The sequence below is a fragment of the Leuconostoc lactis KCTC 3528 = DSM 20202 genome, from assembly GCF_014651235.1.
GTDB lineage: Bacteria > Bacillota > Bacilli > Lactobacillales > Lactobacillaceae > Leuconostoc > Leuconostoc lactis.
In genome coordinates this window covers 1-23,714 of sequence record NZ_BMWM01000025.1, presented here as the reverse complement: position 1 = coordinate 23,714, position 23,714 = coordinate 1, and the positions used below count along the sequence as shown (strand labels likewise).

20 protein-coding genes and 1 pseudogene are annotated in these 23,714 nt (G+C 38.6%); 6 read left to right on the top strand and 15 right to left on the bottom strand.

Annotation, left to right across the window (positions count from 1 at the left end; genetic code table 11):
* Positions 1 to 64: 64 nt before the first annotated feature.
* The 6 genes from IE039_RS06985 to IE039_RS06960 all read left to right on the top strand — a co-directional run bounded on the left by IE039_RS06985 (position 65) and on the right by IE039_RS06960 (position 8,187).
* A complete protein-coding gene (locus IE039_RS06985) occupies positions 65 to 613 on the top strand; it encodes a Type 1 glutamine amidotransferase-like domain-containing protein (RefSeq protein WP_010006475.1) in 549 nt (182 codons plus the stop codon).
* Between the two features lie 190 nt (positions 614 to 803).
* Positions 804 to 1,193 (top strand): hypothetical protein, encoded by a 390-nt coding sequence (locus IE039_RS06980; RefSeq protein ID WP_010006474.1) that lies wholly within the window; start codon positions 804 to 806, stop codon positions 1,191 to 1,193.
* A 15-nt stretch (positions 1,194 to 1,208) separates the two neighbouring features.
* On the top strand, positions 1,209 to 3,347 hold the full coding sequence (locus IE039_RS06975; RefSeq protein ID WP_189428948.1) for an AAA family ATPase: 2,139 nt from the start codon (positions 1,209 to 1,211) through the stop codon (positions 3,345 to 3,347).
* Positions 3,348 to 3,357: 10 nt separating this feature from the next.
* Positions 3,358 to 4,239 (top strand): sortase family protein, encoded by an 882-nt coding sequence (locus tag IE039_RS06970; RefSeq protein WP_010006472.1) that lies wholly within the window; start codon positions 3,358 to 3,360, stop codon positions 4,237 to 4,239.
* 61 nt (positions 4,240 to 4,300) lie between these two features.
* Positions 4,301 to 6,436: an LPXTG cell wall anchor domain-containing protein gene (locus IE039_RS06965; RefSeq protein ID WP_010006471.1), complete on the top strand. Its 2,136-nt coding sequence runs from the start codon at positions 4,301 to 4,303 to the stop codon at positions 6,434 to 6,436.
* 725 nt (positions 6,437 to 7,161) lie between these two features.
* A complete protein-coding gene (locus IE039_RS06960; protein ID WP_010006470.1) occupies positions 7,162 to 8,187 on the top strand; it encodes an IS30 family transposase in 1,026 nt (341 codons plus the stop codon).
* A 665-nt stretch (positions 8,188 to 8,852) separates the two neighbouring features.
* On the opposite strand, the gene IE039_RS06955 is transcribed toward IE039_RS06960, so the two are convergent.
* The 15 genes and pseudogenes from IE039_RS06955 to IE039_RS06895 all read right to left on the bottom strand — a co-directional run bounded on the left by IE039_RS06955 (position 8,853) and on the right by IE039_RS06895 (position 23,582).
* A complete protein-coding gene (locus IE039_RS06955; protein ID WP_189428947.1) occupies positions 8,853 to 10,112 on the bottom strand; it encodes an IS30 family transposase in 1,260 nt (419 codons plus the stop codon).
* 124 nt (positions 10,113 to 10,236) lie between these two features.
* Complete coding sequence (locus tag IE039_RS08440; RefSeq protein ID WP_010006297.1) at positions 10,237 to 10,377, bottom strand: hypothetical protein; 141 nt, start codon at positions 10,375 to 10,377, stop codon at positions 10,237 to 10,239.
* Positions 10,378 to 10,407: 30 nt separating this feature from the next.
* Positions 10,408 to 10,611: a hypothetical protein gene (locus tag IE039_RS08435; RefSeq protein WP_010006298.1), complete on the bottom strand. Its 204-nt coding sequence runs from the start codon at positions 10,609 to 10,611 to the stop codon at positions 10,408 to 10,410.
* Positions 10,608 to 11,018: a hypothetical protein gene (locus tag IE039_RS06945; RefSeq protein WP_010006300.1), complete on the bottom strand. Its 411-nt coding sequence runs from the start codon at positions 11,016 to 11,018 to the stop codon at positions 10,608 to 10,610. Before IE039_RS06945 ends, IE039_RS08435 begins: the two co-directional genes overlap by 4 nt.
* Before the next feature lie 71 nt (positions 11,019 to 11,089).
* A complete protein-coding gene (locus tag IE039_RS06940) occupies positions 11,090 to 11,587 on the bottom strand; it encodes an RrF2 family transcriptional regulator (protein ID WP_010001056.1) in 498 nt (165 codons plus the stop codon).
* Between the two features lie 46 nt (positions 11,588 to 11,633).
* Positions 11,634 to 13,967, bottom strand: coding sequence for a YhgE/Pip family protein (locus tag IE039_RS06935; protein ID WP_189428946.1), 2,334 nt, complete (start codon positions 13,965 to 13,967; stop codon positions 11,634 to 11,636).
* 202 nt (positions 13,968 to 14,169) lie between these two features.
* Positions 14,170 to 15,399 (bottom strand): replication initiation factor domain-containing protein, encoded by a 1,230-nt coding sequence (locus tag IE039_RS06930; RefSeq protein WP_259651153.1) that lies wholly within the window; start codon positions 15,397 to 15,399, stop codon positions 14,170 to 14,172.
* Positions 15,318 to 16,222 (bottom strand): annotated as a pseudogene (locus tag IE039_RS06925) (IS30 family transposase). The gene IE039_RS06930 and the pseudogene IE039_RS06925 overlap by 82 nt, the downstream one beginning before the upstream one ends.
* A 204-nt stretch (positions 16,223 to 16,426) precedes the next feature.
* A complete protein-coding gene (locus tag IE039_RS06920) occupies positions 16,427 to 17,017 on the bottom strand; it encodes an ATP-binding cassette domain-containing protein (protein WP_010002594.1) in 591 nt (196 codons plus the stop codon).
* A gap of 16 nt (positions 17,018 to 17,033) precedes the next feature.
* Positions 17,034 to 17,789 carry a hypothetical protein gene (locus IE039_RS06915; protein ID WP_010002592.1) on the bottom strand — a complete coding sequence of 252 codons (756 nt, stop codon included), beginning with the start codon at positions 17,787 to 17,789 and terminating at the stop codon, positions 17,034 to 17,036.
* Between the two features lie 233 nt (positions 17,790 to 18,022).
* Positions 18,023 to 18,364, bottom strand: a complete 342-nt coding sequence (locus IE039_RS08430; RefSeq protein ID WP_229782853.1) for a hypothetical protein — start codon at positions 18,362 to 18,364, stop codon at positions 18,023 to 18,025.
* Positions 18,354 to 19,982 (bottom strand): glycosyltransferase-like membrane protein, encoded by a 1,629-nt coding sequence (locus IE039_RS06910; protein WP_229782852.1) that lies wholly within the window; start codon positions 19,980 to 19,982, stop codon positions 18,354 to 18,356. The genes IE039_RS08430 and IE039_RS06910 overlap by 11 nt, the downstream gene beginning before the upstream one ends.
* Before the next feature lie 318 nt (positions 19,983 to 20,300).
* On the bottom strand, positions 20,301 to 21,896 hold the full coding sequence (locus tag IE039_RS06905) for a DUF6020 family protein (RefSeq protein WP_189428945.1): 1,596 nt from the start codon (positions 21,894 to 21,896) through the stop codon (positions 20,301 to 20,303).
* Positions 21,897 to 22,547: 651 nt separating this feature from the next.
* On the bottom strand, positions 22,548 to 23,033 hold the full coding sequence (locus IE039_RS06900) for a PASTA domain-containing protein (protein ID WP_010005976.1): 486 nt from the start codon (positions 23,031 to 23,033) through the stop codon (positions 22,548 to 22,550).
* 129 nt (positions 23,034 to 23,162) lie between these two features.
* Positions 23,163 to 23,582, bottom strand: a complete 420-nt coding sequence (locus IE039_RS06895; protein WP_189428944.1) for a CBS domain-containing protein — start codon at positions 23,580 to 23,582, stop codon at positions 23,163 to 23,165.
* Positions 23,583 to 23,714 lie beyond the last annotated feature (132 nt).

The window sequence follows — 23,714 nt, the reverse complement described above, 5'->3', positions numbered from 1 at the left end:
TCAAAAAATAAAAGTTGCCTAATCAGTTCAGCCCTAGATAAAAAATAGTCCGAATTATTGACTTATGAGCATTGCTCAAAAAATGATTCAAGAGAATAAAATAACAAAGGCTTGTATTATTTCCACATCTTGGCCAAAAGAAAAAGAAAAGCACCCTCAGATGCAACAAATAAAAAGAGATCTCCTCAGCATGAATATACAGCAAGTAGATTTCTTAGATGTGGAATTTGAAGATGCTAACAAACTGTTTGATTACGACCTAATTTTTTTGAATGGGGGCTATCCATTTTACCTTTTGCACTACATCAAAAAAAGTGGTGCTGATCAGATTTTGAAGAGAATAAACCAAAATGGAGGACTTATATTCGCTTTAAGTGCCGGTTCAATTATTTTAGGCCCTTCCATAGGTCTGATGCAGTACCTTTATCCAGAAGATAATCAGTTTAATGACTCGAATTTAGATGGCCTCAATTTAACAGATATTCATGTGTATCCACACTTTCAAGAAATGCTAACCCGCGATCCTACAATAAAAGATAAAATTAATAAATATGAAAATGAAACCGGAATTAACATTACCAGACTTAATAACGACCAAGCCTTTAGCAGTTAATAATGACACTCAAACTTTTTTGGATTGAGTTACATTGAATTATTCTTTGTAAATTAACTAAAGCTCATCCCGTTGGATGGGCTTTTTTGTTTACCTCAGGAAAAACCATTTACCTTTATGACAATTTTGTGATTCTTGTTATTCTGTGCGTGTGTTGATAACACAACAAAGAAAAAGGAGGACTTTTTGAATGAAAAAGTCAAATGCACATAACAAGTTTCTATGGGAGCGTCGTCCGATTTCACGCTTACAACAAACATTAGCGGGATTGGTTGCTTCATTACCAATGTGGCTACCGACTGTTGCCTCAGCGGACATTGGTGATGCTGCCAAAACAAGTGGTTCAAAGGTCATCACAATTCTTTATATTGTGTTGATCGTTGTTGGCGCTATTTGCTTATTGATTGGCTTCATCATGCGTGCTACTGGTAATGAACAGATGGCACAAAAGAGTAACGGTAAGCTAATGCACGCCATGTTCGGTATTGGTGGTGGTGCTTTGACTGGTCTATTGCTGACATGGATTTGGCAAACTGCCACAACTGCTGGTGGCGGAAATGTCATCAACTGGCCATTCTAGACGGGGGAATAAGATATGTTTGGAAAGAAAAAACAAACTCGTATCGGGGACCCATTTTTTGCCCGCGTTGAACAAACTGAAATTGATCTCAATGATGAGGTGATTCAAGACCTGGCTGAAAAAAGTGGGGTAAGTGAAAGCTGGCCGAATGTATCACTGTCAGGGCTACAACAATTCGCTGCTAGTTTAGTCAATGATGTGGTGCGTGCAGGTGATCATGATGTTCGATTAGGCAATGTTGTCTACTTTATCACTAACGAAAATGGTCGTGCTGAGCCAACCGGATTAAGTTGGGAAAGAGCGACATTAACAGCAGGGTTTGAAAACATTGTTGTTAGTACCGCTGATCATATTTTTAATGACACAGAAATTCGTCAAGATGAAGATATGACTTATGACATTATTGTTGAAGCCTTACAACCGCTGATGGATGCCGTGCTTGCTGATGGTAGTCTGTCATCAGATGATTTGCCAGATTTACCTTCTGAGGAACAGTTTAGACAAGCGCGTGAAACTGGTGAAGTCCTAACAGTTGAGCCTAATAAGTTCCAACGCACAACGATTGAAGTCAAGCCACCACTAGTTCAAGATGTTGACAATGAAACTAGTGACCAATCACAGGAAAAGGTCGTAAAGACTGTACCTGATATTCCTAAGATAGTTGACCAGCCAAAGCAACCATCAACTGCTGAAACAGTGAAGCCGATTGTTCGAGCTGTTGTTCCGACTCAAGACAACTCAGAGGGTGTCGTGACCGAAAGTGATCCCACACAGAAGTTTATTGATCGTGTCAACCTGACACCAAATGCATTTGAATTGAGTGATGTCAAAGCTGATTTACCTGCGGAACACCCCGATTACGTGGTTAGTCGTTTGAACGCTGACAAAGCCAAAGCAAATGACTTTTTGAATGATACCAGCAACATTTACACGCAAAAGATACGCAAAGCGATGTCCGACTTGTTGAAACAACAACAAGCAAAGACTAAAGCAGCAGTTGAACAGTTACGTGACACTAATGTTTCTGAGACGGTTGATGCACAAATGAAGGAAGAACGGGCAACAGAGTTTGAAACCCGTTATGCGCAAGCACATCAAGCTCGTGAAGCAGGTTATCGCACGGCTGTGGAAGATGAGAATGCGCGTCATGATAATACACTCAAAACGCTCAAGAGTGACTTTGTAAGCGACTTAGAGGCTTTGAAAGTATCTGTTAATCAAGAGCTGGATAACTGGTTTATAGAACGTTCTAAAGACTTGCAAAGTAATCTTCAAGCCACAGTAGACGATCAGGTTTCAGAAGTGACGTCACAAGCGCAAACAGAGACGCTAACCAGTCTTAAAGCTTTGCGTGATGAGTTATTAGCTCAAAACACACAATCATTGCTAGACATGCATCAAAAGCTGGAAGAAGACATCAGTAACAAGCGGGCACAATATCAATCAGAGCATGAAAAAGCGATGATCAGTGCCACTGAGTTAGAAAGTGCTAAAACTCATGCTGGTAGCCTCAGTGAACTTGAGCAACAAGTCCAGATTTTGAAGCAAACTAATCTAAACCTCGAGCAAAAATTAAAAGGTAAAGATGCGGTCAATAGTGATGAGGTTTCCCAACTTCGTCAACAGTTACAAATGCTTCAAAATGCCCCAAAAACAACATCACATGATGAAAGTAACCACCAATTGATGACTTTGTTAGCAGCGCAAATGAAGCAGCCTCGAGTTGAACAAAAGAAAACAAGTGCTTGGCAATCAGCGGCGATTGGTATCTTGGCTGTCCTGGCTATCGGTGGTGCGGGCTTTGGTGGTTATGCAATGGCCCAACACAAAACAGATAGCGCCACACAATCATCAAAAGCAGTCTCTGCGAGTAGTCACAACGAAGGCAACGCAACCGTAACCTTAGCACCTGAATCATCTGAGGCTTTTTCTTCTTCAAAGGTTAGTGCTTCAAGTAGTCAATCAAGCTCGTCTAGCTCATCTAGCTCACAAGCTAACAGTTCTTCTACGTTAGCTGATCGCTACCATGTCGGTGAAGACGTTGATGCCACAATCAATGGTCAAACAGTCACCGCTAAAGTCGTTTCGGTACAAGACAAAACCATCACAGTGCATCATGATGGCTACGATTATGTTGTCCCGTTTGACAGTTAGGCGGTGAAATATGGCAATCAACATTGAACAAGTCAAGCGCCGTCGAACGACAGCGCAACCTGGACGTCCAAATTTCCATCGTTTGAAAAGGCACCATCCAATTCTAAAAACACTGTTATTAGCCATGTTTGGCATCTTAATTGTCACTGGCGCTGTGATTTACGGTAACCATACGCAGTGGCAAACAGCGCAGAAGGTTCAAAAAGCTAGTCATAAGGCTGTTGCTCAAGCAAAAAAACAACCTGTTGTCAAAGCAAGTCAAGTCAAACAAGTGGCGGCACAGAAAAGTGTCAAACCTGATTATTCAGGGACTGGCGGTTTATCTAGCAAAGAAGATATGTTGAAACTAGCCCAAAGCAATCAAGCTGAAATCCTACGTGGACATGTGGCTGTGCCAAGTTTTAGCATTAGTGAGCCAATCTATGAAGGCACTAGTAACCACGTCTTAGCCATTGGTGCGGGCATGAATGCACCCAACCTAAATATTGGAACTGGATTAGTACCAATATTTGCTCACAATATGGGTGATTATAATGCCGTGTGGCCATACCATCCTACCAAGTTTAGTTCCTTACAAAACATGACTGAGAAAACCATTTTAGGGAAAGGTATTTATCTCTCTGACGGTCATACAGTTTACCGTTATAAAGCGACCAAATTGGATTATGGTATCGCTGTGGGGTTGATGAATCAAGAATTAGCTGTTGAGAACACAGGCAAACCAAAGGTTAAATTGATTGCTTGTTTTGAAGATCAAGAATTTTGGCAGCAGGTTAAAGCGAGTCACTACAAAAATTTCACCGCTAAAAAGCGAATCGTGCTAACGGGTGAATTAGTTGGTGAACAATCAATTAATTCCCTCGACAGCAATTTAAAGCAACAACTGCAATAAAACCTATAAAGGGGGTCGGGATTTACGACCCCTCCAAAAATCGGAAGAAAGAATATTTATTATGTCACATAACATTAAACGCAAAACAAAAGTAATCGCAGTATCGGCAATGGTGGCGACGTCTGCAATTATTGGCTTAGTCCATCCATTTGATAACCATAACATCTTCGCGGATGACTCAAAAAATTCTGACGCAAAGGGAACATCGGTCGATGTCGATCATAGTGAGTTGGATAAGTCCGTGGCTGCTGCTAAAAAAGCAGGCATTACAATCACACAAAATGCTACTGTGACTAAAGTCATTACAGCCAGTCAATACGCGGCAGAAGCAACTAAAATAAAGGCACTTTACGCTTCACAAAAGTCAGTTATTGATGCGGCATTGAAGAAGCAACAAGCTGTTAATGATGCTTACGATAAGGAAGAGGCACAATACAAGGTGGACAAAGCCAAGTACGATAAAGACAAAGCCCAATATGACAAAGACAAGGCCCTGTATGATAAGGATGAGGCTACCTTTGAAAACGGGACTGATGTCAATACTGAAATGCAAGCGCTGACCCAAAATCATGATAATCATGATCAATATGATACTTTTATGACAGCAGACGTTAACCAAAAAACTGGTGAGTTCACACTGACTCATGACATGAATGATGGCGTATCAATCATTGGTCATGGTGTTTTGAAAGGTAAATTTAATTGGAAAGTCACTTCAAAGGGCGACGGATCTGAAGTCATCATTGCAGACTCTATTACTTTAAAGTCATACAAGTATACAAATGAACATCCTAACACAGCTGCTAATAAAAATATCAATTTCCACGTCTATGATAATTCTGGCAAGGAATTATTTGTTGTCAATCATGATGGCGAGAGCACCTTTACCAAAGACATCAATAAAACGGTATCACTGGGTACGAGCTTTACTTTGAAACCTAACGAATCAACCGATAAGCAACAAATTTTGAAGGTTGATGATAACTGGGTTTATAATACGCATGGTCAAATCTATACGAAATTTACCAATACAAATAAGCAACCAACCGCACCAACACCACCCAAAGCTCCAACTGAACCTGCTAAGCCAACACCACTAAAGGGAACCTATGGCTTGACTCAATTTATTGTGACCCCAGAACCTAAAAAAGATGTTGATGCAGGTCAAAATGCTGGGGATAAGGATGGTTCTGATAACGGGAAGTCTGTGATTAAGGGTGATGAGTTAACTTATTCATTGAGGACAACAGATTTGCCAGCTGATCGCACTGACGATATGAAGACTATCAAGTACGTTGACACATTGCCAAAAGAAGTGGACTACAAGTCAGCGAAAGTCTATTCCAAAGATGGCAAGACTGATTTAACCAAGTATTTCAAAATTAGTTATGATAAAAAGACACGCATGTTTACAGCGGAAGCGAATGCAGATTATTTGAAACTGATTAACGCAGATAAGACAAAAGCTTTCGAATTACCAATTGTAGATGTCTATGCGATTGCCAATACTTCAAATGCTAAGTTCGACAACACATACGATATTTGGGAAAACGATTCAAAGACGGAATCAAATACCGTTGAGAACACCACACCTGAAATTAAGTCTAAAAAAGATGTTGAATCAGGCGAGACAAAAGGTGACTCTGACAAGTCAATTGATGGTGATGAAATCAAGAAGGGGCAAGAAATTACTTATGCGCTAACAGTTAACGACTTACCAGCCAACCGTGCCAGCGATTTAAAGACATTTAAATACGTTGATACATTGCCAAAGGAAGTGGATTATAAGTCAGCGAAGGTCTATTCAAAAGACGGTAAGACTGATATAACTAAGTATTTCAAGATTAGTTATGATGAAGAGACTCGAGTCTTGACAGCTGAGGCTAACGCAGACTTTTTGAAGTTAGCGAATGCAGATAAAACAAAAGCCTTTTCCTTACCAGTGGTTGATGTTTATGTAACAGCTAACAAAGATAATGCCACGATTAAGAATACGTATGACATCTGGGAAAACGGTTCAAAGACGGAATCAAATACTGTCGAGAACAAAACGCCAGGTGTTACACCAACACCCACGCCAAATACGAGCTATGTTGAAGCGCCAAAGGGTGGGTTATATGGGGCGATTGCGACGATTGCACTAGCAGGCGCAGCCTTTGGATTTCGCAAGCCAATCAAGAAATGGTTCCACAAATAACAATATTTGACAGTGCCCCAGGGCATTGTTTTTTTGTTTTGTCCTTATCAATCGATAACACAATGAACAATATACCTTGTTTTGTTCTTCACAAAGTGGTATATTTAAGAGGATTAGAAGAGGTCTTGACATGCGATTTCAGTAGTCTGCTTTCATCAAAAATTACAATTAACTTGCAAGAAATTATCATATCTCACTTCATATATTTACTGTTGTTGCATGGCTTTTCAAAACATTTTTCTAAAGTTAAACAGTGAGTCAATCAAACCTGATTTACTGCGCAAATAAAGCCGTCCATTGATGGCTTTTTTGTGTTCGATTATAAGCAAGCGCACTTGTCAATTGAGACAGACATAGTTACTTGACGACTATTAATTAAATTGATTAGCACAATATTATGAGAAGATCTTACCAATCGTTTTAGTTAAAATCCAGTCTAATATCAATGTCAATAACAGTCTAACGGCTAACATACACGTCAGTATATTACAAACATATTCACGTGTATGTTAGTCACTATATACGTAAATATAGATGTGTATATAAGCGTGTACATGTTAGCCCATATAATGATGTTATATACACTAACATAAATACATCACATACATTTAAAAACCTCGTTATAACACCGTTTGCGCAGTTGTTCACTTTTGTTTTTCTTAACATTTTAACTATTGACCGAATGTCAATTTTATAGTGTTATTGAGAGAAGGAATAATTACCACATGACTAAGAAAAACCCAAATTCCAAATATGGTCGCCTTAATTTTACAGAGCGCGTTACCATCAAAAATATGATTGACGCGGGTAAGACCAATGCAGAAATTGCTCGAAAGCTAAACCGCCCTCGAGCTACCATTACACACGAATTGCAGCGTAATGCCCGTGTCATGACTTGGCATGGCAAAAAGAAAGTATTGCGCCATACCTACGAACCTGTGCAAGCCACTAGGCGTGCTGAGTATTATCAATCAAAGTCGCATCGTTCACAGCCTAAAATCACACCTAGAAAACGCGAAAAGATAGATTACTATCTCAAAAAGAAACATTGGTCCCCAGAACAAATTGCACATGGTGTGCCACGAATTGGTGTATGCACACGAACAATCTATAACTGGATTCTTAATCGCAACCTGAGTGCAACATTAAATGATTTACCGCTTAAAGGCAAAAGACGCAGGCATCTAAGAGCCAAACCAGTTAATCCAGAACATAAACGGATGATGATTGAAACGCGTTCAATTCACAACCGTCCAGAAGTCATCAATAATCGTTCAACATTTGGTCATTGGGAAATTGATGGGGTGATGAGTCCTCAAGATTCCCAATCTTTCGTGATCACATTTGTGGAACGAAAAACACGTTTTATGGTTGGTGTCAAAGCTAAAAGTAAGAGTTCAGATGATGTCAAAACAGCCATTGATACCTTTATGTCAAGGTTTGAGAATGTTTGTGACAGTATAACATGTGATCGTGGCACAGAATTCACCAGTAGTTTATTTATTTACAGCATTGAAGATACGTACGGCAAAAAGTTATATTACGCTGATCCACAATCACCAGGTCAACGAGGTACAAACGAACGCATGAATCGTGAATTAAGGCGTGTATTTCCTGCTGGTTATGACTTTACTAAGATTACTCAACGTAAGCTTCAAAACGCCATTCAGGACATCAATGAGCGTCCTAGAAATGTGCTCAGGTTTAAAACCCCTGAAAAAGTCTTTACTAAGCGAATCATGACAGCTTAATCATCAATAGATGCTAAAAATCGCTAATTGTTAAGACAGTTCAAAGTCAATAGCTTTGGGCTGCATTTTTGCGTATAATAATAGCCAGATAAACACGAATTTAGGGCTTGATTGGCTTAAAAAAGTCAAAATGACAATGCAAAAACTAAATATGCGACCAACATCAAACATCAAAAATAAATTATGGCAGCTGAAATTTAGAAACGCAAAACCGCAAATAGCACAAAAACAGTCTTTGTAATCAGATTGTAAACAAATCCGCTATCACAACAGCGACAACGGATTAGCGAAAATAAAATCAATTTTTTTAGATTATTTGTTACTTTAGGGGTTGACAAATTCATGACAAATTTAGGTTTACATAATATATATTATCGAAAGTAAAGTACTTAGGGCAGATGTCAATAGATTTTCTCTATCAGTAACGGTTTGTTAAAGTGTCTGTTACATTCTGTAATTTGCAATGATTTTGAAATGCTGTGAAGCCATAACTATTCATAGAGTATACACTTCTTTCTTGAAAATTTCCAGCTCTAGTACATACCGGCAACGATGACTTTTAGGACTATTTCACATAGTCATTTCAAATTATATGTCGTTATTATGACACAAAAAAAGACTAATCACTAGTCTTTGTGTTAGCTTATTTAACTTTTAAACGTTTCTTAACTTATATCATCAATATCAACTTTGACATCTTTATCAGCATCTATATCTGTTAAATTAACGTCTTTTAAGGCATTGATTTCTTCGGCTAATTTTTGTTCATATTTTTTGATTTTTTGCTTGATATAGCGTTCCTTATAACGCTCCATATTGCGGTATTCCTTATTAAACCGTTCATAAGGTGTTGAACCTTGCAGTGCAATACGCATTGGCTTACGGTTGATTTTATCAGCGATCACTTCCAAATCTTTTTGCTTGATTGTCCTAAAGGTTGTTTTCTTTGGAATGAAGACACGTAGCTCACGGTTTTTGTATTCGTTTGTCCCCCTTTCCTGTGGCGAAGAGGGTGTTGCGTAATAAATTTTAGTCTTATATTCCTGCTGGACGACTTCTAAAAAGTCCCATGACATGAACTCAATACCATTATCAGCCGTGATTGTGCGTACCCATTTGCCATAATTCTTATAGAAGTATCTAAAGCCTTTAATCACATCAAATGATTGTTTACTGTCAATTTTAACCAGTACATAAAACCTTGTCTTACGTTCAACTAAGGTTAAAATAGCGCTCTTATCGTTAATTTCGCCATTCTTACCCTTTGCTGGCAAAACTAAATCAATTTCCCAATGTCCGAATTGTCTACGAGTATTTATCTTTGGTGGTCGTTCATAAATTGAATGACGAACTAGAATACCCTGTGACTTTAATTTAGAACGTAGTCTATCAATCTCACGCTGTTTTTGATACTGCGTTTTAATTTTAACTTTTTCAGCATCTGTATTATTGGCACGTTTGCGATAATAGGGTCTTAAATAAATTTTACCCTGTCTCGCCCAATTTCTAATCGTTGATGCCGAGACTTCAATATCTGATACATGTGCTTCAGCAATTTGCTCTGGCGTCCAATGTTCTACATTGACCCAATGCTCAATCAATTCTTTTAACTCATCTGTCAGCAATTTTGAACCGTTGCCACGTCTAACACTTCTTTGAGTGGCGATAAATTGACCACGCAAGGCAGAGTATTTAATACGAGAATGAATTTCAAGATTATACAATTGACGTTTACTTAAATTACTAAAATCAAAGATATTGCCTTGTTTTAATTCTCTCGATATAGCAGACTGCGAGCGATTAAGTTTTCTAGCGATTTCAGACTGCGTTAGTTTTTCATCATTCCACATGTGTTCAATCAAATGCCTATCATTCTCATGAATATGTGGATATTTTATTTGGTCTCGAGGTAATTTCTTAGTCATATAATTTACTATTACTCCTAAATTGTTATGTGAATAAGATAATAATATCACACCTTAATTATGCTTAAAAGCCTACAAAAAGGCTTATTAAATTGTGAACCTAAGAACATAGTTTGTTTGCCGCTTACATCTCATTAAAATCATCAAGCAAATTATTAACATCAGCTAGTTCTTCATAATATTCAGTGAACCAGCGTGTATCTAAACGCATTCGTTCAAGTTCTGGTAATAGGTTGTTTTCCAAGTTTTTGGCATGTTCTGCCAATTCCCTTAAAATAAAGTCTTCATAATTATTTTAATCATCAAATGGTGTAAAGGCTTCATCTGTAAAATCAGCAATATTGTGAATGCTGTAAGCTATCTGCCCTATAATTTTGTTATTATCAGACCACTTTAATTGATCACGTAAATGACTATCAACCTCTATATCACGTAACCAACCAATATGACGGTTGATGATGCAATACCTTAGATTATCAATTGCTTTGTTTATCATCATATCGCCCTTTCTCTTAGTTGCTTTTTAGCTTGATACAACTGTTCTTCAATTTTATTTAAACCACTTTCAGTATTGCGATCCGTTCCCTTAATCAACAAATCTAAATCACGATATGCAAAAGTTAGCTCAATTGATTTTGAGACCAAATCTTGTACCTTAGATGCTAATTCTTTGTTAAAAAAAAGCACATCTCCGTATGTTTGAGATTGTGCCTGTCTGATTTTAGCTTGTAATTGCATTGATACGCTCAACGTTGTTTGGAAGTTAGGCGCACCAGCTTTGAATTGAAAGCCTTGTCTATCACTTTCTAGTGTTTGTTTTAGTTGACTGTATAAGTCTCTAAATCGTTCTAACTGCTTAATGTACAGTGCTAATTGTTCTGGCTTTAACCATATTTTTGTTGGCATCTTATTTATTCCTTTCGTTTTTAAACGCAAAAAAAGAGCTAGTAACTTTTAAGCACCAACTCATTTTGTGACTAATCAATACTTTGTCGCCAATCTATTTTCCCAAATTCATCAACATTGACATGCTGTAGTAAGTTGGCGATAGTATAACTCTTTAATCTTTTTTTGAAATCTTGTTCTGCTTCACTAAAGATTGTTAAAACATCAGTGATAGTCACATTTAATACTTCTTGAACGTCTTCAACAGGTTTATCAGATTTCTGATTCAAGAATATGCGATCGGCGAGCTGTGTGGAGTGAATAAAACTTCCATCTCCTTCAATGGCTTGATACACATCTAACAAGGTAATATTAGCGATTGGACGCGCCAACTTAAACCCACCTTCTTTACTAGCAATTGCATCAACAATACCTGCAACAACCAATTTTCGCATTGTTTTTTTCAAATATGATTCTGAAACTTGTAAACGATCACTTAGCAAGTAGCTTTTCACTGGGGCGTGATCCTTTTGCAATTCAAGCATTACTAACACAACCAAACTTTGTTCTACAGCGCTTGACATTTTCATAATAATCTCCACTAAATATAATTAAGCATTTATGCAAAATTGCTAATTATCCTTCTGACCACTGCAAGTTGTTATGCTTTAATTTCCAGTGATATACACCCCATGTTAATACCATTGACAGAACACCAATGGACAATAGTACCAATAGATCGCCGGTTAAGCTACCCCCAATAGAAATTGCCTCTCGGAAAGCATGGACCGAATATGTCATAGGCATCCAAGGGTGTATAGCTTGGAAAAAGCCATTGGAAAGTTCAATTGGATATGATCCAGCACTAGCACTTAGTTGTAATACCAAGGCAATAATCATTAACCCGGAACCCAACTTACCAAATAATGTGCTGAACAACAGTACAAATTGGTTAAAGGAAAATGCTACCACTAATGCAGCTACATAAAGTAACGTTACATTCTTTGGCTGTAGTCCATCCACAAGCAGCAACAATGTCGTCAAAATAAGTGCCTGGGCAATCCAAACAGGTATATTCACGGCCTGCTTCTCAGCCCACCAAGCAAACCCACTACGTGGCTTCTTGGCAACAGTTACAAAGTCATAAATTGCACTAAACGTGATCATACCAACAAATAATCCAACAGACATCATATAAGGTGTCATTCCTGTACCATTATTATCCACATTCGAGTAGTTCTTTTTGGTTTGCTTAACGGGTTGCGTCAAGGCCTTCACGTTACTTGGTTGACTATGAATCTGTTCAAGTTGAATAGCCCCGTCCGCAAGCTTGGCTGCTAACGTCATCGTGCCATCTTGCGCTTGTCCCAAAGCAGAAACTGCTTGGGCAGTACCCGTCGTTAGCTGTTGCGCGCCTTGATCCAATTGACCGGCACCCGTCGTCAACTGACCATTTTTAGCTGTCAGTTGCCCAAGACCACGATTTAATTGCGTGGCGCCAGCAGCAAGTTGGCCATTTCCTTGTGCCAACTGACCAGCACCTGCTTGCAACTGTGCAGCTGCTGTCGTGACTTGCTGTTGGCCAGCATTAACTTGACCAGCACCAGTTGCTAATTGTTGCGCTGCTGGCACAAATTGTTGTGATAATAATTGGCTGACTTGCGTTAAGCTACCGCTTAAGCCATCAATGGCCGCTTTATTGCCGGCTTGTGCTTGCGTAACCCCGGCTTGTAATTGCGCTAATTTCGTTTTGAAACCATCAAGTTGTGGGAGCAGCGCCTTGAGTTGCGCCAAACTGTTTGCTAGAATGGCTGCAGCTTGGCCACTTTGCGTTAAATGGCCTTTCAGGTCATTAAACCGTTGGTCCATATCTGGATTAGTGGCTAGAAAAGCTTTAAATTTTGGATCGTTTTCTAGTTGTTTAATATCTGTGCTTGCCCCCGTCAAGCCAGCTTGTAAGTCTTGTCCGGCTTGCATCATCGCTTGGGTATCAGGTGTTTCAGGTAATTTGATGGCATTCACAGACTGAGTCAATCTTGTCAAACCATCTTCTAAGGCCTTTAATTGAGATGCCTTTGCCGTTTGCCCTTTGACAATCCCATCACTCAATTCTTGTAACTTAGTGGCTAATTGTTGTGCGCCATCCGCAACTTGTTGGCTTCCAGCTGCTAACTTTGGAGCATTTTGTGCTAATTGCGACGTCCCTGCCGCTAATTGATTGGCGCCATTAGCTGCTGTTGCCGCACCACTAGCAAGTTGACCAGCACCACCATTAGCTTGGGCAACACCTTGTGTGTACTGTGCTAGACCTGTTGCCAAAGTTGAAGTGCCTTGTGATAAGGCTTGCGCCCCATTGTTGAGCTGGCGACTACCGTCAGCTAATTGACCCAAACCATTATTGAGCTGACGAGCACCATCCGAACCAGCCAGAAAACCTTTTTGAGAAGCTGCTGTTGCTGACAAAATTGTCTTGTTATAGACACTTTGCAGTGAGCGGTTGACACTATCTTGAATCTTAACCGCCACCGAACTCGTCATCTTTTCTGCAATAAAACTTTGGCCGGAATTTTGGGCAATGGCAATTTTAGCATACTTTGGTTGATCACTCAGTAATGTCCCTGCATTACGTGTAAAGTTTTTAGGAATGGTAATGGTCATATAATACCGACCAGACGCCAAGCCATCCCGAGCCTGTTGCGAAGAGACTTCCCGCAACTTTAACGGTTGTTCTCGCAACAACTTATCCGTTAAGTCTTGTCCCAAATGTTGCGTCTTATCGTTGATCTTGGCCGGCTGATCATTGTTCACAATAGCCACTGGCAAATGATTTAATCTACCGTAGGTATCCCACAACGATGACAAGAAAATTACAGCATAAATACTTGGAATCATGGCAATTCCAACTAATAATAGCTTGAGTCCACGCAATTTACTAATACGTTGCCATTCAGCACTTTTCCAAAATTTCATACTACCCTCTTTTACATAAATGTTTTTTGTCTATGGATATATTGTATACATAAAACTTTCGAAAAGCAAGTTTTTCGTATAGAAAGCATTCCATTTCCAATTTTTTCCACTTTCATGTAATAAATGTTGCATGTCAGAAAATATTTATGGTAGATTGCTATAATTATTACACGAACAATTGTTCGTGTAGTCAATAATTTTATTAGAATGGCAGATTGGCTTTTTTCTCAAACTCTGCCGTTTCTTCAACATACTTGCGTTGCTGTTTATCAAAGTTCAAATTACCATGTTCTAAGTTTGCTTTTGAATTTGTAATTGCGTTGACCAAATTAGCTTTAATCAATTTTTCTTGCTCTGGAGAAAGATTAGCCTTATCCATTGCTTCAATCACTTCATGCCAGTGACCTGTTTTTTTCAATACTTCTAAACTAGGTACGACATATTTCATTATCCAGCTCAAAATACTATCAACACTTTGCTCTTTTGGTTCTCTCACAAACTTCATAGACTGTCCCAAACTTGTCAACAATGACCATGCAGGCATTGTTTTTAAGCTATCAATATAACGTTCTCTAACGTGAGTACCTTTTAATTCTTCTTCATCAATTGGCTCATCAACAAACCACAAATAGGTGTACAAGATTGATGCGGTGTATTCCACGAGATTATCGTTTTCAAACCATTCACTAATGACTTGCTCGGCTCTATTAGCATGTAATTCTAATTCCACACGATTTTTAATTGATGTTTCTAGCCCTTTTTGTTCTTGTTCTTTTTGCTTATCGTAAATACGAATAACAAAAGGCGACTTGCCAAAGTTTGCCGTCCAGCCGTCTTGATTATTACCATGAATTGCAAATGACCTTGACTTACTCCAAAATCTGTTTTGCTGGGTCGCTTCAATAATTTCGTCCATATCTAACAAACCCCAATTATCATTGAGTGCAATATCCAATCGTGAAAATGTCCCTTTAAAGCGTTTTGCTTGAACAAAAAACTTTTTCCATGTTAGCCCTTGTTCCAATAATGCTTTTTCAAATAAGCGTGTGCCTTGTCCTGTGAGATACATGGTTGCGCCTACCTTTTGAATATCTTGGTTAGTATCAACATCTTTGGTTGGCTCAAAGTCCTGTACATAGATATTTTTTTCGCCAGCAAAGGCAAACTCACGTGTATAAAAGTTTTGTGTCGTTGATCGCTCTAAAAACAACTCAGGTTTTAAGCGCATCACATTATTGATAACTTGTTCGCCAGTCATATCAGAAAATGTTATATTGACCCAATCAAATTGCAAATCAAGCGCATTCTTTAAATCAGGAAAAGCTGTATACATTTGGTAGATTGCAAGAATTAACCGAACACTGCAAACTGCTGAAAAACCTTTCGTGGCGATTGCCAGTTGAGTGTTTTCATTGGTCTCGCATTGATCCAATGATTAATTTGATCTAATTCTTTGGCGCTAACTGTTTCAATTTTGCGTTCTTTCGGTATAAAACGACGGACGTATCGATTTAATATCTCATTACTCCCACGTTCTTCTGGTGAATATGGGTGCGCAAAATAGACTGGAATGCCTAGTTTTTGCTCTATTTCGTTATATTTTGCAAATTCTTGCCCACGATTAACAGTGATTGACTTGGCATTTTTGATCCCTTGAAAAAAACGAATTAAGACAGGTCACTGCCTGACTACTGCGCCCAGTGACCTGTCTCACGATATGTTGCCGGCTTAGTCTTTCAGTAATTGTCACCAGCACATCGCCACGTCTTTTACCCGATTGCATGGTGTCAACTTCAAAATGTCCAAAGGTTTATCGTGCTTTCACACTTTCAGGTCTCGTTTCAATCGAACGACCATGCACAAATACTTGTCGTCTACCATCAGATTGACGCTTTTGACGGATACCTTTGTCAGGTAAATCAGCCAATGATAGTTTGAGTCGACCAGCATTGAGCCAATTATAAATCGTTTTGAAAGGTAACCCTAAAACATGCGCAGCGGTTTCTGGTGACCACTTCAATATACCAATGTGGTGATTCAAAAAGACAGCGATAGCTGGTGTTAGCGTGTCATGACGACCACTTTTTCAATGCCAACGCATGAGCAATCTCAGCTTTATAGGGTGTAACTTGATGAATTTCAATCGAAACGGTTGAAGGAGAGCGTTTAATAAAGCGCGCAATGGCACGAACAGAATAATTCAATTCGAGTAAAGTTTGAATGACAGTGCGTTCTTGAGATGATAAACTAGTCATGAGTCGCAGTTCCTTTATGGTTGTTTTGGACAATTACCATTAAAGGCGCTGCGGCTTTTTTATTCAAGTGTTCGGTTTAATTTTACAATCTACCATATACAAAAAGAACTCTAAAAAATTTCAGAGTTCTTTTTTGTTAATTATCTATACCAATCAAAGTTTACATTTCACAAATATTTTAAATTAAAAAACATCTTGAAACATTTATAGCTGAATCAGATTCACATCAAATTCTTTTAACTGTTCAAGATGATGTGATGTCATCACAACAACTTTATGGTGTCGTTCCACGAGCTCGTTGATCATTTGTAGGATCGTTTCGGCATTCGTCGCATCAACGCCACTAGTTGGCTCGTCGAAAATATAGAGTTGTTTATCTAATAAGCACTGTCCATAAGTTAAGACAATCTGTTGCTCACCACCGGACAACTGACCCATTTTTGTATGCCAAATTTTCGATAAGACCTCACGCTTAATTGTCGCAAAAGTACGAGATGCCATTTGCGATGATTCTGAACCTAACCGTGCATACATTCCCACCGTTTGGGCAACTGTTAGTGTTGGAAAGAAATGAATGTGTTGCAACTGATAAGCAACGTCAGTCATACTGGGAATATCAACTTTTGTACCACTTGCATTTTTATGCCCCACACCGGCTACAAAATCCAAAAAAGACGTTTTACCGGCCCCGTTGGCACCAATCACCACATTTAATTTTTCACGAGAAAATATCACATCAACCCGATCGGCCAATTGTCGATTACCAAAAGACAACGAATAATTTTTGATTTCCATGCGCGAATTTCCTCTGTTAAACTCTTGTGATTACTGACTGTGTCGAAAACTTAGTGATGGCAAACTTACCAATAATTGCATAAAGTAATGTCACCGCAGCTAAGCCCAACCAGACGATGAGATGATTCGGCGAGTTGAGTAAAAGTGTTTGTATTTGATATCCAACCGTTGCAACATAGCTAGCAGGATTTATCAACGTCACCAAACTTTCTAAGCGCTGTCCATTCGGAATATTCATAAAAAATAGCATGCCAAAAATAAGCAAACTCAAAATAATAGTCACTGATTCAAGCTTGAATTTAAACATAAACAATAAACTCGTAGCCAACGCTATGGGTAAGGCGGTGATTAAAACAGTCAACAAGCCAGCCAACATCAAGTGTAAACTGAAAGACTTAACGAATAGCATGACTACTACATTAAACAAAGTGATCTCTATTAAAATAACCATGAGTTGAACCGAAAAAACACTCAACATGATTTTTAATTTAGAGCCAGCGATAAAAAGCATTTGTTTATAAAACCCACGTTCTCGGTCTGCTATTAGACCAACAATGACGTTGTTTAGGATTGTCACAACAATGATATAAGCCCAAAAATAACTCACAGCCTTAAATGTCGTCGTATTGAAATGACCCACATTCTGTAAAGCGATATGCCTATTTTGATAGATAAAATAAACAACGGGTATCAATAGATTATAAACAAAAGCAAATTTGTTACTTAAGGTATCTATCATATAAACTTTAAACAACGTCACGATATCCTTCATTACAACCCCTTTTTTGTTAATGGCACAATTATATATTAAATCTAATTATATATTAATTTTAGATTCTAAGGTACCCGTTATTCATTAAGCAATTGCATTAGCATTAACCACAGGAAAACAGGCTGCTAATCGCAGCCTATTTTCCCACACTTTACGCCTTAATCCCCCACCACCTACAACTGTCCTTTACCAAGAACAAAAAATAAAAAGCCTATCATGTGATAGGCTTTTAATCATTTTACATTCAACATCACCTTATACACCAATGACGATGTCGGCTTGTGATGTCCATTAATCACTAATGGATAATCAGCTAAGTGATAATTGGTGGTGTCCACAATATCGATATTTTGTGGGCGATTCGTATCATTGCGAACAATAATTTGATAATGACCAGGTGTTAGGTTCCGATAAAGACGATAAGAATCACCTGAATCGGTCATTTGATACTGTTCACCACTCTTCAGATTCTTCAAATAAACATGGACATCTGATTTATCATGTACCTGTACAGAGGAATAATTAGCGTTACCCTTAAGATCCACAGCTTCAGTAATCGTTTCTTCAGGTGCCATCGCATACGGTTGTGCACCATATTGGAGCGACAATTGACTGCGCTGAGCCGCCACCAAAAGTGACTGCGGTTTTTTTGTCAGCGACAACCTTGGCTAATTCAATTGTGACAAAGAGTATGACGGCCACAAGCACCGCACTGAACCGTTTCAAAGTTACCCACCGCAAGTTTAAGAATTGACGGTTAGACCGGTCTGGAAGTGCTGCCAAAGCAAACATGAGAAGCGGTAAGATGGCTTGTCCATACCGTGGCTCCACTTCCCAAAGTAACGTATGAAAGGCAATATAACCCAATGCCGTCACAATGGCAATCAAGGCCACTACTTGTTGCTGATCGGATAAATTAACCCGCCAGGTTGCTAAACGTGTGATTAAAAACAGCCAGAAAACAAACGTTGCAGTCGTATTAATCAGTGAGATCATGGCATTAAAGAATTGGGCATGCTGATGATACCAAGCTGGTGCGGTACGGAAGCCCCCATTATACCAATCCTGAATGTCACTGACAGACAATAAAATACCTATTTTCGTGAACCACAGTTTGATAACACCGAAAATACCAAGCTTTTTAGTCCGTTTTGAAATTTGTTGCAAATCATAGGCTTGCCGTGCTTTTGGATTGGGTTGGGCATTATCATTGATCACATCAGTACCTGAATAAGTCCCTTGCGTCCCTGCATTATACGCCATTAACATCCAATGGGTTGCGGGTAATTCAAACTTCGGATTGGTGTGATAATTACTAGTTTGTTGGATTGCTTGCGTCGTTGGCACACTCAAACCAAACCCTAAAACAATTAAAATGATGGGAATAACTAACTGACTTTTACCTAATCGTTTTTTGACCCCTAACCATACCGCCACAATCGGCAATGCTGGTATTAAGACAATCAAATTTGGCTTAACCAAGTCACCAATCAAAATTGTAACAACTAAGCCTATTCCAGCCCCAATTTTTTGGCGTCGTGAATACGTTGGCCACCGATACAAAATACTCAGCACGAGCAACAAAACCAACATCGTTGGCAAATCTGAGTAAAAGACCTGCAAATAGTAAGTGTAGGCAAACGGCGTCAACACAAAGAATGCAAAAGCGCCCAGCACCATACTATTGTGTTGATTTAATCGACGAATCACCACCAAAAAATACAAAATAAAGCCATCGAGCACAATAATACTCAACAAGTGAATCGCTGTATTAGTTGATAACCCAAATAATTGGGTTATCCGCAGCCAGAGTGACATCAGATAAGTGATCGAAACATTATTGGGATAACGCCAAAAATAAGTAATGTCCCAAGTATTTTGATTAGCCGCCATCTGATCCGCTTGGGACAACACGCGATATGGATCATGATAAACCGTATTTGGGAAAAAGATCAAGGTCAAAATCTGGACGATGACCATGATGACAAACCCAATGCCCATCGCTATCCGCAAACGTGAAAACGGTATGTGATTAAGTCGCGGAATAAAAACAAATCTTGTGGCGGCATATAGAAGTATCGTCAAGATGACAACCGCCATACCCATGTAAGAGATCACATTAGCCATTAAACCAATGATTAAACAGATAATTAAAATGCCAGGTAAAAATGATGGCAAACTAAGTCTTTTCATATTCCCTCTTCTCGCATCGTATGAATTGATTAACATATGTTAGACAATTACCGTAACCACGGTACTACTCAGTCATTCATATTTTTAAAGATTTGGCAACGTGCCGCATAATTTGGATATCATTTTATTATAGTGCTTTTTTATATTACCAAGTCGAATCTATCATGATGGTATGCTGACGTTTTGTCAGTAATCCAAACGTACAATTACGACTTGTGTATGCACTCAAAAAAGACGTAGTCAACTTACGTCTTTTTAATTTTGCCAGATACTAAGCAACCTAAAGTTGCTAGGCAACATAGCCCGTGTACAAAACGCTTAATGTTTAAATGCTTTGTGGCGCTTCTTTTTGTTAAATACGTTATTTAAAACAGCCGACCAAATAATTGCCCCAATAAACATTAAGAATGGGAACATCATATAAATATAGTGTTCCTGTACTTCCCAAAGTAAGATATAGAACAAAGATAATGATTCAAATATTCCCAGGATTAAGATAATCGTAACCCTTTGACGATAAGTTGAACTATCATCTGATTCGTTTTGCCGCTTATTAAATAGGTAAAATGGCAACCAAACAAATGACAAAAAGCTTGTCAGCGATACCATCATCGTTGCATGAATCATAATTGGCGTTAACAGATTATAATTGTTGTGATACTGTTCTTGTAATCGGTTATTTTGACTGTTTCTAAATTGCGTAAAATACTGCATACCAAAATCCGACTTAATGCCAAACAACACATTTGTCTTGTCACGCCAGGTTGCAAGCACCCCAAAAACGCCTAAGTGCTTAATTTTCTCAGTTAGTTTTTCACGGATATAGGCCTGTCGTTGGTCATATTTTGTGTACTTATTAGTAATCGTATTGATTTCATCGCCCGACCGACCGCCTACATAGTAAGCCGTCAAGAACCATGACTCAATCGGCATTCTGGCATTTTTGTCACTAGATGCTTGATAGTGAGTCCTGTCTTTTGTAACCGTTGCGGCTTGCTTTAGCGTGAACGAGCAAATGGATAACGCAGCAAGCAATAACACAAGTAACCGCCAATCACGCCATAAAAAGACCAGTAACAATACAACACTAGCAATCAGTACCACAATGGTATTTGGCCTTAGGAATAAGGCTACTGCCAAGCAGACTGCGGCTAAAATAAACTGTTGCCAATTCTTCCGATTAATGATTTTTGCAAAATGAGTCGCCTTTTCGCCTGTCTTAGCGTGATAAAACAGTTCAACAAGATAGCGCACACCAGCCACCAAAAATGGCAAAGCAAAGGTATCTGAATAACCAATTTGCGTAAATTGCATCAAATAAGTTGGGACAAATACATAAAATAATAACAACACATTGCGTGCTTTTGGCCCAAAAACAATATTGGCCAATTTAGTTAGTTGATACACTGATATGAGCATCAACACTTGTCCATAAACGGCATGCAACAAGATCACATCATCAAGCGTTTTGAGCATGTGTCGAAATGGAAAATCCAGCCAAAACATAAAGATACTAATTGGCACATTATTTGGAAAAACACTAAAATATGGCGACCATTGCGAGGCTGGATATTGATGTAAAAGATCATAAACTTGACCATTAACGCCCATGCTGTCATAGACTGGTGCATAAGGTTGTATGAACAACGCCCCGACAACTACCAATATAATTAATGTCCAAAGAAATTTTTTAAGTAGTTCATCGTAATGATCTGTTAGCTTAACAACTAACGTCGTTAAGCCAAGCAAACCCATGGCAAGCCCCAAATACGCTAACAACGAAAAAACAGTAAAACGATCGTTAAAAGTCGTGTTTTCTGCCAATAGATGCCCAGACACTAGCACACAAAATAACATCAATAATGCAATTACCGTTAGCATACCGACAATCGCATGTCTTGATTTAGTCAACATATTTGATATTCTCCCCTTCTAAATAAAACCGTTGGGCTGAAATAATTAAAAATAATGCCCCTGTATTATATATACGACATTCAGAAACATCCCACTTACTAGTTATCCCCAAAAAGATGTACACAGATGATCTGACTCATGTCATCACATCATAAATGATGCATATATCATTTGTAATCACGAACATTTCCATACTACTACACATATATGCATGTGTCAAACAGACGCCTACTATCAACTCAAATCGAATCACTATCATTGCACAAAAAAAGACCTGACAACCGGTCAAGTTATCAGGTCTTTAAAGATTATCTCAAATTATTCTGTGTGCTTCAGACCGCTAAAGAATTGTTGGACCCCAACAAATCCGAGCGACAAAATTGTCGCAATACTTAAACTTAACCATAGCACATGTATCATTGACACAAAAAGCAGATCAATAGTAAAGCAAGCGATAAAGTAAATTATCCAGACGCAGAGAACAAAACCAATTAACATGATTTTGGATTTTGCTTGTTGTGACATGACGAAATCCTCAGGTGGTGCAAATATTTTTCTATTTTAATGATAATTAATATTATTACATTTGAGATAAACAAATGCAACCCCATATACTAATTTCACGAAACATATTTTAAAACGTTAACACGTTCAATGTTTACTTTTATTCAGCTTGAACTTTCTGGTGATGCGTGCTGGTATTTTAGTCGTTGCAGTCATCGTGTTTTGCACTTTTGCTTTAATCGCCTGTTGCCTTTTCTGCTTGGTCTTTTCCAGGTCTTCAGCCATCATTTTACTTTTCTGAACAGTTTCAGCGTCAATCGTAAATAGTTTAACAAATGTCTGTGGGTCAACGGCGGTGTTGCCTTTGGGTTGTGTCTTAACGACTTGATTGGGCACAGCATTGGCATATTTAACAGCCGCAGCAACCGGCACCATCGTGTGTTTAAAGTGATATTGCGTCATAATTTCAGTCGCCTCATCAACATCCAGCGCAGTCACATCTGGTACTTTGATATACCCTTTTCGTTTTTCAAGTTGCGCATTAACTATTTTAGTCCCTTGGGCCAGCAACTCTGGTGCTAACGCGCCAAGTGCTATTTTACCCACGGTACTAATTAATTTTGTTTTGTTCATCTTGAGTATCCTCCTAATACGACAATATCGTGCATCAGATTTCTTTCATTATAATGGTTCAATGTATTCAGTGCAATAAGATAACTTTAATAAAAAAGCGCCGCATAAATGCGGGCGCTTTGCGTCGTGTTAACGTGCTAAATCAGGAATTGGTTTACCAGTCTCAACCGATTGGTTCATTAAATCTTCAATTTGCTTATCGGTAAATTTTTTATCATCAATACCAGCATTTCTGAGGATGCTTCGTGTTGCTTGAATATCACTAGCCGAAATCGTCACGGGCTGATCCCGATGCTCTAAATTAGCATGATCATTTTGCTCTTCAGTATTAGTTGCTGTACTTGAGCTTGAACTTGAATTTTCTGCTGATTGCTGCGTTGTTTCAGGCTGCGATGATGACACCTGGCTTGATGCTGAAGACAATGACACAGTAGCCTGAGATTGACTTGATGCTTGAGACGACGATGATGATTGTGCTTGACTAGCAGTTTGCGTCTCCTGCTTTGCAGTTGACTGGGTCTGTCGTCCCAGCCATAAAATACCCACCAATACTGCAATTATAACGATAACAATGATGCTAATGCTAATAGCTAATCTACTTTTTTTCAATTTGGCAGATTGTAAAATTTAAGTTGAACATTTAAGTGGACAGAAAAACCCATCAAGGTCTTTAATGGTGTT

Coding starts and splice junctions, on each gene's coding strand:
- IE039_RS06985 (WP_010006475.1), top strand. CDS start 65: ATGAGCATTGCTCAAAAAATGATTCAAGAGAATAAAATAACAAAGGCT.
- IE039_RS06980 (WP_010006474.1), top strand. CDS start 804: ATGAAAAAGTCAAATGCACATAACAAGTTTCTATGGGAGCGTCGTCCG.
- IE039_RS06975 (WP_189428948.1), top strand. CDS start 1,209: ATGTTTGGAAAGAAAAAACAAACTCGTATCGGGGACCCATTTTTTGCC.
- IE039_RS06970 (WP_010006472.1), top strand. CDS start 3,358: ATGGCAATCAACATTGAACAAGTCAAGCGCCGTCGAACGACAGCGCAA.
- IE039_RS06965 (WP_010006471.1), top strand. CDS start 4,301: ATGTCACATAACATTAAACGCAAAACAAAAGTAATCGCAGTATCGGCA.
- IE039_RS06960 (WP_010006470.1), top strand. CDS start 7,162: ATGACTAAGAAAAACCCAAATTCCAAATATGGTCGCCTTAATTTTACA.
- IE039_RS06955 (WP_189428947.1), bottom strand. CDS start 10,112: ATGACTAAGAAATTACCTCGAGACCAAATAAAATATCCACATATTCAT.
- IE039_RS08435 (WP_010006298.1), bottom strand. CDS start 10,611: ATGATGATAAACAAAGCAATTGATAATCTAAGGTATTGCATCATCAAC.
- IE039_RS06945 (WP_010006300.1), bottom strand. CDS start 11,018: ATGCCAACAAAAATATGGTTAAAGCCAGAACAATTAGCACTGTACATT.
- IE039_RS06940 (WP_010001056.1), bottom strand. CDS start 11,587: ATGAAAATGTCAAGCGCTGTAGAACAAAGTTTGGTTGTGTTAGTAATG.
- IE039_RS06935 (WP_189428946.1), bottom strand. CDS start 13,967: ATGAAATTTTGGAAAAGTGCTGAATGGCAACGTATTAGTAAATTGCGT.
- IE039_RS06920 (WP_010002594.1), bottom strand. CDS start 17,017: ATGGAAATCAAAAATTATTCGTTGTCTTTTGGTAATCGACAATTGGCC.
- IE039_RS06915 (WP_010002592.1), bottom strand. CDS start 17,789: ATGAAGGATATCGTGACGTTGTTTAAAGTTTATATGATAGATACCTTA.
- IE039_RS08430 (WP_229782853.1), bottom strand. CDS start 18,364: ATGGCACCTGAAGAAACGATTACTGAAGCTGTGGATCTTAAGGGTAAC.
- IE039_RS06910 (WP_229782852.1), bottom strand. CDS start 19,982: ATGAAAAGACTTAGTTTGCCATCATTTTTACCTGGCATTTTAATTATC.
- IE039_RS06905 (WP_189428945.1), bottom strand. CDS start 21,896: ATGTTGACTAAATCAAGACATGCGATTGTCGGTATGCTAACGGTAATT.
- IE039_RS06900 (WP_010005976.1), bottom strand. CDS start 23,033: ATGAACAAAACAAAATTAATTAGTACCGTGGGTAAAATAGCACTTGGC.